The following is a 10177-nucleotide window of genomic DNA, read 5'->3' on the forward strand; positions in this document are numbered from 1 at the left end:
GCGAACCGGCAATCAGGCGTCGATGGCCGGTTCCTGAAGCTGAAGTTCGCGGGCGATAATCACCGCCTGGGTGCGGCTGTGAACCGACAGTTTGCGCAGGATGGCCGATACATGGGCCTTGACGGTGGCCTCGGTCACATCAAGCTCATAGGCGATCTGCTTGTTAAGCTTGCCTTCGGTCAGCATGTTCAAAACGCGAAGCTGCTGCGGGGTAAGTTGTCCGATTTTTTCGGCAAGGCCCGTGGCCTCGTCATCAGCCGGGCCGTTTTCCATGGCTTCGCGCGCCCAGTCGGGCATCCACATGCCACCATCCAGAACGGTTTTGACGGCCAACCCGATCTGATCGACCGGGGCCGATTTCGGGACAAAGGCCGATGCGCCATATTCGATGGAACGGCGGACAACCGGCAGTTCCTGGCTGGCCGAAACGATGGAAACCGGAATGTCGGGATAGGATGCGCGCAATGAAAACAGGCCGGTAAAGCCGTTCATGCCCGGCATATGAAGATCAAGCAGAACAAGGTCGATATCGCCTTTGCGGGCTTCGATCTGTTCGATGGCTTCAAACAGGCTGCCGGCTTCATAGACTGTGACGTTATCCAGCTCTGTTGTTAATGACTGTTTCAGGGCACCGCGGACAAGCGGATGGTCATCAGCGATCAGAATCTGGAATGTCTCGGTCATTGGCGAGTTCCCCTGGACGTTATTTCCCCGACAGGTCGCAATTATTCTATCCCGATCAATCGGAACTCACAAAGTCTTAGGTGAGAAAATGTTGGGATAATTTTGATTTTGGTGCGGGTGCGACCCGGAAAGCGCCCAACTGCCCGCAAGGATCATCGGCAGAAAGGTTGAGGGAAACCAAAGATCACTCTCGCCCCACGAAATGTGAAACTTTGGCCCCCCTCGCGCCACCGTTTGGGATTATGCATACTAAAATCGGTGCCGTAAACTCCGCATTTGAGGAAAAATGAAATTTATCCTATCAGTGAAACGAATGACCGAAATTCAGTTCTGACAAACGACACTGCGCTGCAATATTGGCGAATTTATACAATCCGTTCCAAAACCGCGCAGCCCAAGGGAAAAAGGACACAGAAATGTCTGAACAGCCGCAAGTGATCCACCGTAAAGACTATAAAGAACCTGACTTTTTTGTAGAAAAGGTCGAACTGGTTTTTGATCTCGAACGGGACGTCACAAATGTCAAATCACGGCTGTTTGTGGCTGCGAATCCTGCGCGCGGCACCGGCAAGGGCGACGAAGTTTTCCTTCATGGCGAGGACATGAAACTGCTTTCGGTGACCCTTGATGGTGATCGTCTGGCCTCAAGCGACTTTACCGTCGATGCCGAAGGTCTGCGCTTTGCCGCACCGGCGGCAAATTTCATTGCCGAAATCGAAACCCAGATTTCACCGGCCAACAATACACGCCTCGAAGGGCTTTATGTTTCGCAAAGCGCGTTCTGTACGCAGTGCGAGGCCGAAGGTTTCCGCCGCATTACCTATTTCCCGGATCGCCCCGATGTGATGGCGACCTATAAGGTGACGATCAATGCCGACAAGGCAAGCTGCCCGGTTCTGCTATCGAACGGCAACCTGATTGACAGTGGCGATCTTGATGACGGGCGTCATTTCGCGGTGTGGGAAGACCCGTTCCCCAAGCCGTCCTATCTGTTTGCGCTGGTTGCCGGTGATCTGGCCTGTGTCGAAGACAGCTTTGTCACCCGTTCCGGGCGCAAGGTTGCGCTGCGCATTTTTGTTGAACATGGCAATGAAGACCGCTGCGATTACGCGATGGACAGCCTGATCCGCTCGATGAAGTGGGACGAGGATGTCTATGGTCTGGAATATGACCTTGATCTGTTCAATATCGTGGCGGTGTCGGACTTCAATATGGGGGCGATGGAAAACAAAAGCCTCAATATCTTTAATGCCAAATACATTCTGGCAAAGCCCGACACGGCAACCGATACCGATTATGAACTGATTGAATCGATCGTTGCCCACGAATATTTCCATAACTGGTCGGGCAACCGCGTGACATGCCGTGACTGGTTCCAGTTGTCCCTTAAGGAAGGCCTGACCGTTTTCCGTGATCAGGAATTCTCGGCCGATCAACGGTCCCGCCCGGTACAGCGTATCAAGGATGTCGCGCAGCTTCGTGCGCGCCAATTCCCCGAAGATGGCGGGCCGCTGGCCCATCCGGTGCGCCCGGACAGCTATATGGAAATCAACAATTTCTATACCGCCACGGTCTATGAAAAGGGCGCGGAACTGATCCGCATGATGCATACGCTGCTGGGGCCCGATGGCTATCGCAAGGGGATCGATCTTTATTTTGATCGCCATGATGGTCAGGCCGTGACATGTGATGATTTTGCCAAGGCGATGGAAGACGCCAATGACGCCGATTTCACTCAGCTCAAACGCTGGTACTCGCAGGCCGGCACGCCGGAGCTGACCTGGCAGGGCGAATATGATACTGATGCCAAGCAGTTCACTCTGACCGTGTCACAGAAAACCGACCCGACCCCGGGACAGCCGGACAAATATCCGCTTCACATGCCGATTTCGGTCGGTCTTCTGGGGGCGGACGGATCGGATCTGGTGGCAAAGACCGTGGAGCTGACCAAGGAAAGTCAGGAATTTGTCTTTGACGGCGTATCGGAAAAGCCGGTTGTTTCCTTTAATCGCGGTTTTTCAGCACCGGTCAATGTCATGACCGATCAGCCCGACGATGAACTGGTGTTCCTGATGGGCAATGATTCCGATGCGTTCAACCGCTGGGAAGCCGGACAGAAATATGCAACCCGCCTGATGCTGGCGGCCATCACCGAATTTGAAAAGAATGGCGGGGATGCCAATGCCGCACTGGACGGGCAGGGCGACAGCATCGCGGCCTTTATTGATGCGATGCGGGCCACCCTTTGCAATGAAGACCTTGATAAGGCCTTCCGGGCTGATGCGCTGGCGCTGCCGGGCGAAGAGTTCCTGTCCGAACAGCGCAAGCCGGCAAACCCCGAAGCCATCCATCAAATCCGCAAGGCCCTGCGCAAGCGGATCGGTCTTGGCCTGCTGGCGGAATTTGATGCGACCTATCGTCAGAATGGCTCAAACGCGGCCTTTACCCCCGATGCAACATCTGCTGGTCAGCGTGCCTTGCGCGCGACGGCGCTGGCCTATCTGGTGGCAAGCGACAAGGTGGAATATGCCGATCTTGCCGCCGAACAGTATCGTACCGCGGACAATATGACAGACCAGATGGCCGCACTTTCGGTGCTGAACCATCTGGATCATCCGGGGCGGGCCGAGGCACTTGCCGATTTCGAAGCCCGCTTTGCCAAGGATGGCGTGGTTCTGGATAAATGGTTCGCGCTTCAGGCGATGTCATCGCGCGATGATACGCTTGCCCGCGTCAAGGATCTGATGAGCCATCCGGCCTTTACCATGCGCAACCCGAACAAGGTCCGGTCGCTGGTCGGGGCCTTTGCCATGGCCAACCCGCGGGCCTTCCACGCCAAGGACGGATCGGGATACGCATTCTATGCCGATCGTCTGATTGAACTGGATGATATCAACCCGCAGGTGGCCGCACGCCTGTGCGCACCGCTTGGCAAATGGGCGAAATATGATGCCGATCGCGCACGCCTGATGAAACAGGCGCTTGAGCGGGTTCTGGCAAAACCGGAAATCTCGCGCGATCTTTATGAAATCGCGTCGAAATCAATCGCCAGCTAATTTCCGGCTTTGACGACACCTGACGAAAAGGGCGGCCTTGCGGGGCCGCCCTTTGTCTTGATCCGGTCTGGTTTCCTGATCAGGTCAGTTTCATGCGTTCGCTGAATTCGCGCATACGATCAGAAAGATTGCGCGCCATCTCGGAAAGCTGATGGCTTGCGGTATTAAGGTCCTGGGCATTGCGCCCGGTGCCAAGTGCGCCTTCATTCACGAACCGGATCATCTCATCCATCGACCCGGCACCTTCGGCGATGCGCTGGACGTTTTCGGAAATCTCGCTTGTCGCACGGCGTTGTTCATCAACCGATTGGGTGATGGTCGACTGGATGTCATTGACCTGATGAATAACGTCACCCACCGTGCTGATGGAATGGGCGGCTTTCTGAACTTCCTGCTGGATCGCAGTGGTCAGATCACCAATCTGCCCGGTGGCGTTTGCGGTCTGATCGGCAAGCGATTTGACCTCGTTGGCTACCACGGCAAAGCCCTTGCCAAGTTCACCGGCACGTTCGGCCTCGATCGTTGCGTTCAACGACAAAAGCTTGGTGCGGTGCGCGATATCGTTGATCAGATCAATGATCGATCCGATCTCCGAACTTGCCTTTTCAAGTGATCCGATATTGCGCTGGCTTTCCTCGGCTTCTTTTTGTGCCCGGCCGGTCACATCGGATGCCTCGGTGGCCTGACGGTTGATTTCCGCGATCGAGGATGAAAGTTCCTCGACGGCGGTGGCAACATTCTGGGTGTTTGATGCCGCCTCGCGCGATACATCAAGTGCACCGCCCGATTGCTGGACCGTATTTTGCGACTGATCGGTCAGTTCGCTTGCCAGCTCCAGAAGGCCTTCTGATTGCTCGGTTACCGATTGGGCAACGCGGGCAACTTCGGCCATCATTTCGGTGACGGCGATTTTGCTTTCCTCGCGTTCCGTCACCGCATTCCAGGCAAGCATGGTGCCCAAAAGCGCGTTATCCTTGTCCAGCACAGGTGCGGCAAGGATTTCGAGATAATCACGCTTGTTCTGGATGATCTCGGTAAAGGGCAGGTTGGCCGGATTGGACAGACGGCTCTGGAAGTCTGCTCCAAGTTCAAGGAAGTCGCCCGAAAGCGAACTTGCCGGGGCTCCGACATATTCCTGCCCGCTGGCATTCAGATACCCGACCTTGCCATCGGGGGTGATCAGTGCGGTCATGGTCGGGGTATGTTCGACCATGTTTTGCAGGATCAGGGCCTGGCGCACCGATTCCCTAAGCGCAATCAGGGCCTTTTTCATATCGCCGATTTCGTCGCTGCCGACCTGCGGCAGATCGACATTGGTGTCGCCCTCCGAAATTGACGTCATTGCGCGCGAGAATGCCCGAAGATTGCGGAACACGGTGGTCCGCAACAGAAGCCACCCGGCCACCCAGGCTGCAAGCAGCACACCAATCAGGATTTCGATCGACAGGGCCCGCAAATCGTCGGTCTGGGCATAGAAATCGGAAATGTCGCGATCAAATACCGCCTCGGCCCAGATGCCGCCGCGCCCGTCGCTGATGGTGACATCAACAGCCGCGCGGTGGGTTTCGCCGGTGTCGGCCGGTGTTGTGCCCGCGTCTGCCGGTTGGGCATTTTCGGCGGTTTCGCCATCGGCCGTGTCTTCTGTCTGGGTGATGGCAGTGCCGCCTTCGCTGGCTTCGCCATCTTCAAGGCTTTCAAACAGCACCGTCCCCGATTTGTCGAGAATCTGGAAATTGCCCCCCAGAACCTTGCCAATGCCTGCCAGTGTCGGCAGCGGGTCGGTAATGACTTCAAGGAAACCGACTGCGCGGAAGCCCCCGACCGGCAGGATCAGGCTGAAAACCGGTCGCCCGTCGGGCGTGGTCCACATGAAACTGGCCGGTTTGCGGGCTTCGCCCTTGTCACGTCCGGTCAGGAACGCCTTGACGTCCGGATCATCAGTCACACTGGCGCCAAGATTGGCCTTTGACGTTGCAAGCTGGTTGAAATCGGTGTCATAGGCAATCGCATCAATCAGTGTCAGGTCACCCTGAACCACCTCGCGGGCATTTGACAGAATATCAAGTTCTGCCTTCATGCGAGTCTGATCGTTTTCCTGATAGCTTTTCACCAGACTGCCAAGCCGCGACCATTCATTGGCAATCGGGGTAATCTTGTCTGCATAGTCGGTTGCCACCCGCGAACCGACAAAGAAATTCACCGTGCCACTGACCGAGTTGTTCAGCGTCTCGATGGCAAAATTGCGATAGGTATCTCCCGTCCAAAGGAGCATCCATGTAACAGCACCTGAAACCAGTAAGCCCGTCACGAGCAAAATGCGCCGTAACGTCAGAAGGCTGGTTGCACCTCCTGAAATAGCCGTCTTTGCGGCCTTGTCTCCCGTCATATTCATCACTCCAGAGCAAACCGTTTTTTGTTTTTTGTATTGTGTCGGTGTCTCGCTCCCACCTGGCTACTTCTTATGAGTAGTTTCCCTGATCCAAACAGAGCTTAATTCGGAAAACAATCTTTTAGTTGTTAAAAACTGCCGAAACCCGCGGAAAAATCAGGAATTTGTATGTGGTTGCGGGGGCTAATTCTCCTTTAAATGGTGTCCGTTCTGACGCGTTAAAAGTCAGTGTTTTGAAATTTCGGAAAAAAATATGCGAATGTGTGTGATAATCGTTTGCAATTAGATTTTCGATGGTCTATGACTGTCTTTGTCAAATGCAGACGGCAATGTCGTTTGTGACCGGTCTTCAGGCTGACATGGCGTGCCTGATGACCATTTATCTTCGGGACTCTCTCTCCCCGAAGGTCGATCTCTCTCACTCGAGGGGGCTGGTATCCGGTTTATTGTGCGGGACAATGCCGGGGAACATACCAGTCCCCCTTTTTTTATCCCGGTTTCTCCCATCATCCATCATCACAGGTCGTGCGCGGCTCACATGCCGTGCGGGCGTTTCCTTTATATTTATATATGGTCGTGTGTCGCCGATTGAACGGCTTTAGCGTTTTATAAACGTGCTGGCGGTTACAAAATCATGATCACAATGATGTCGTGAAGGATGGCCAAGTTCATGGTTGGCGAAGACCAAACCAACAAACCCGATCTGCGTGCGACCCCGCAACCCGATTCCGAACCGGAATCAGGGCAAAAGGATGCGCCGCTTCCGGCCTTTATCTATGGGCGTGACGGGCATGGTGATGGCAACGGGCGTGACGGACGTCGCACCGGTGATCGGCAAAACTTTAATGCACGGATAGCTGATATGGATCGCAAAACCCTTCTTGGTCTTGTTACCGGGGCCGGTATGCTTGGCCTGGTCTTGTTCTTTGCCGGGATGCTGGTCGGGGCCGGACTGTTTATGGATTCCGATGACGGCGCTACCAATGCCGCCCTTGAAAAGGCACCGGTTGAAATGCTCGCAACCGAGCCGGATGAACCGGCCGTGGTTTCCGAACCCGTACCGCAAAGCCCGACAACCACCCCTGAAACGGTTGCCGAAATCGCCGAAAGCAGCGATGACCCGGTCGGGGATCTGATTGCCCAGCGCAGTGCTGCCCTTGAAAATTCCGACGAAGCCGCATCGGATGACGCGGGCGGGGCGGCTTCCGAGATGACGGCAAATGATACGGCGCGTGATGGTGAAACGCTTTCTGCGCCGGAAATTCGCGAAGTCGGTGAAGCTCCGGCCGCACCTGACGCGCCCGAAGCACCGGCGGTGGAAAGCTCTGCTGCGACGGCTCAGGGCACGAATGATCAGGCCGCGGGGGAAAACTCTGCTTCTTCCGAACCGGCCAAGGCTGATGCTGCCCCAGATGCCCCGGCGGCTCCTGCCAAACAGGAAACGGCGGCGCGCACATCAGCAACACAGAATGACGAGGCCGAAGTCGCCACCAACGGTGAAACGCCGTTCTCGGTACAGGTCGGGGCCTTCAAGGTTCATGAAAATGCCAGCCAGCGGGCTGAGGAGCTGCGCAAAAAGGGCCTTGAGGTCGCGGTTGTCGTGCGCGGTGCCGCCGATGATTCGGCCTGGTATTATGTGCGGATCGGCAAATATGCCACCCTGAAACAGGCCCGTGATGATGCCGCCAAAATCAAAAAGGACCACGCGCTTGACGGGTTCCCGGTCCGGGCCGAACCCAATGATCGCGAAGTCGACTGATCAGCCGGGACTTTGGTTACAAACGGGGCGATACAATATTGTATCGCCCCGTTTTGCGTTTGGCCCATGGGCCGATCAGGTCCTCTGCAAAGGCGAGCCGGTTCACAGCAGGGGTGTGGCATGATCTGGCAGGGGCCGCGCGTTGCATCTTGGTCGACTGTGCGGGCAGGCAGCAGTCGGGCAGGCGAACAGGCAGATTGGCAAGCGGGCGGGCCGGGGCAGGGGCGATTTGGCGAATTTGGCGTTAACAGGTTTGTTTTTGTCCACTGTTTGCGGCATTCTACTTGCCTTCACCGGATAAAGCCTTTAGGCGGTACGCCCAGAGCAGAAATACAGAAAGGCAGCCGCCTATCCCGGCTGCCGCCCAAGACAGGATGGCTGGCAAGATATGAGCACCCCAACAGATTTCCCCAATCTCCACATTCTGGACCACCCGCTGATCCAGCATAAACTGACCCATATGCGCAAGGTCGATACCTCGACCAAAACCTTCCGCCAGTTGCTTAAGGAAATCGCGCTTCTGATGGGCTACGAGATCACCCGTGAGCTTCCTGTCAGCTATGAAGATATCCAGACCCCGATCTGCCCGATGAAGGCGCCGGTCATTCAGGGGCGCAAACTGGCTGTTGTGCCGATCCTGCGTGCCGGTTCTGGCATGGCAGACGGCCTGATTGAACTGATGCCCTCAGCTCGTATCGGTCATATCGGTCTGTATCGTGATCCCGATACCCACATGCCGGTCGAATATCTGGTGAAATTGCCGGAAATCGAAGGCCGTACCTTTATTCTTGTCGATCCGATGCTGGCGACTGGCAACTCGGCGGTGGCGGCGATCGACACGCTCAACAAATATGGCGTTGCTGACAAGGATATCCGGTTCATGGCGCTGGTTGCAGCACCCGAAGGTGTCAAAGTCTTCCAGGATGCGCACCCGGATGTTCCGATCTACACCGCCGGCCTTGATGAAAAGCTCAATGAAAAAGCTTACATCGTGCCGGGCCTTGGTGATGCCGGTGACCGACTGTTCGGAACGCGCTGATCGCGCAGCTTGCATGAATGCCTAAGAAAAAAGGGTGCCAACTGGCACCCTTTGTTTTTTGCTGATTTGTGAGACCCGGTGGATCAGCCTTTCGGCGATACCGTGATATCAACAACGGATCCAGCAAACGAACCGCCGGTAAGCTTAATCGTTGCGACGCGATTTTCGCGGTCATAGACCATGACCGAAATATCAGCGCGCACGACCGTGACCTTGCTCCAGCCGAAATTGGGCATTTCACGTTCGTAAAAATCATACATCTGCGCCTGTGTTCCGCCGGAATTCAGCACAAGCCGTCCGTGCCAGGCGTCAGAGGCGCCAAAGATAATGCTTCGATCCATGTCGAGCGACGAGTTCGAAGGCATCGGAATATCGGTGAACTGTGTGAAGGACGGAACCGGCTGGCCGCCTTTATTGCCGCTGCTGCCACCTGATGCGGTATTGGGAACCAGATTGGTTCCGGAACATCCGGCCAATGAAAGCCCCGCAATCGCAGCGGCACAAATAAGATATTGTCGCAGTCTCATCATCTTCCCTCGGTCCCCTGATGCCCATCTTCATCATGCGGGCATGGATATCTGCGCCTATCATTACGGCATAATGTAAAGGAAAGGTTCACATATTCGCTTTTGCACCATTTTGTTGGGCAGGCTGTCCAAGCAGCCGCGATGCAGCCTTTCGCGTCCTTTTCCCGACCGTATATAGAAGTCACATATATATTATATCGGGATCAACATTGCCGCGCTGCGTCACAGATCAAAGAATTTGCCGCGTTTTGGCGCTAATTTATCGGGTGTGGGCGAATCAGCCCGGCAGTATTTCGGGCCGTCGTGGGTCTGATTGACTATTTTGCAGGGGCGAAAAGCCGGGTTTTGCGCGTTTTTTCAACCCGTGGTCTGTCAGGGGGCGTGGCGGGATTGCGCAGGTTGGATGTCGTGATTTTGCTATCACTTTGAAATTCAAAGCAATTTGTAAAAAATGCGATTAAATGCACTTTTTTAACAAAAAGGTGTTTACAGCCCCGCACTAGGGCCCTATAACCCGCCTCCACCGACGGGGTGCGGCGCTAGCGAATGCGGCGACGCGGACTGGACGGTTAAGGGCTTCGGTCCTTAAGTTCTTTGACATTGTTGATAAGCAGGAAGGGATGCGCGGGCAGCGTTATGGCGCTAAAGTCTGTGCATCCTGGAGACGACGGATCGATTTGGTCTTTGATCAGATTGATTTGTGGTAACCACCAAAATGTGCAG

Annotated in this window: 6 protein-coding genes; 3 read left to right on the forward strand and 3 right to left on the reverse strand. The window is 55.3% G+C overall.

The window, feature by feature from the left end:
- Positions 1-12: 12 nt before the first annotated feature.
- On the reverse strand, positions 13-684 hold the full coding sequence (locus tag WA429_RS20025; protein ID WP_101247610.1) for a response regulator: 672 nt from the start codon (positions 682-684) through the stop codon (positions 13-15).
- Positions 685-1100: 416 nt separating this feature from the next.
- Between WA429_RS20025 and pepN the strand changes: the two genes are divergently transcribed.
- Positions 1101-3740: an aminopeptidase N gene (gene pepN / locus WA429_RS20030; RefSeq protein ID WP_287466396.1), complete on the forward strand. Its 2640-nt coding sequence runs from the start codon at positions 1101-1103 to the stop codon at positions 3738-3740.
- 79 nt (positions 3741-3819) lie between these two features.
- Here pepN and WA429_RS20035 read toward each other — a convergent pair whose 3' ends face one another.
- The gene (locus tag WA429_RS20035; RefSeq protein WP_287466397.1) at positions 3820-6012 is read right to left on the reverse strand and encodes a methyl-accepting chemotaxis protein; all 2193 of its coding nucleotides are present in this window, start codon (positions 6010-6012) and stop codon (positions 3820-3822) included.
- Between the two features lie 775 nt (positions 6013-6787).
- On the opposite strand from WA429_RS20035, the gene WA429_RS20040 reads away from it, so the two are divergent.
- Positions 6788-7888, forward strand: a complete 1101-nt coding sequence (locus WA429_RS20040; protein WP_287466398.1) for an SPOR domain-containing protein — start codon at positions 6788-6790, stop codon at positions 7886-7888.
- Positions 7889-8276: 388 nt separating this feature from the next.
- On the forward strand, positions 8277-8927 hold the full coding sequence (upp, locus tag WA429_RS20045; protein ID WP_068520042.1) for a uracil phosphoribosyltransferase: 651 nt from the start codon (positions 8277-8279) through the stop codon (positions 8925-8927).
- Between the two features lie 83 nt (positions 8928-9010).
- Here the strand turns inward: upp and WA429_RS20050 are convergent, their stop codons facing one another.
- A complete protein-coding gene (locus tag WA429_RS20050) occupies positions 9011-9457 on the reverse strand; it encodes a hypothetical protein (RefSeq protein WP_228196497.1) in 447 nt (148 codons plus the stop codon).
- Between the last annotated feature and the right edge of the window lie 720 nt (positions 9458-10177).

It is taken from the genome of Thalassospira sp. CH_XMU1420-2 (genome assembly GCF_037029325.1).
Taxonomy (GTDB): domain Bacteria; phylum Pseudomonadota; class Alphaproteobacteria; order Rhodospirillales; family Thalassospiraceae; genus Thalassospira; species Thalassospira povalilytica.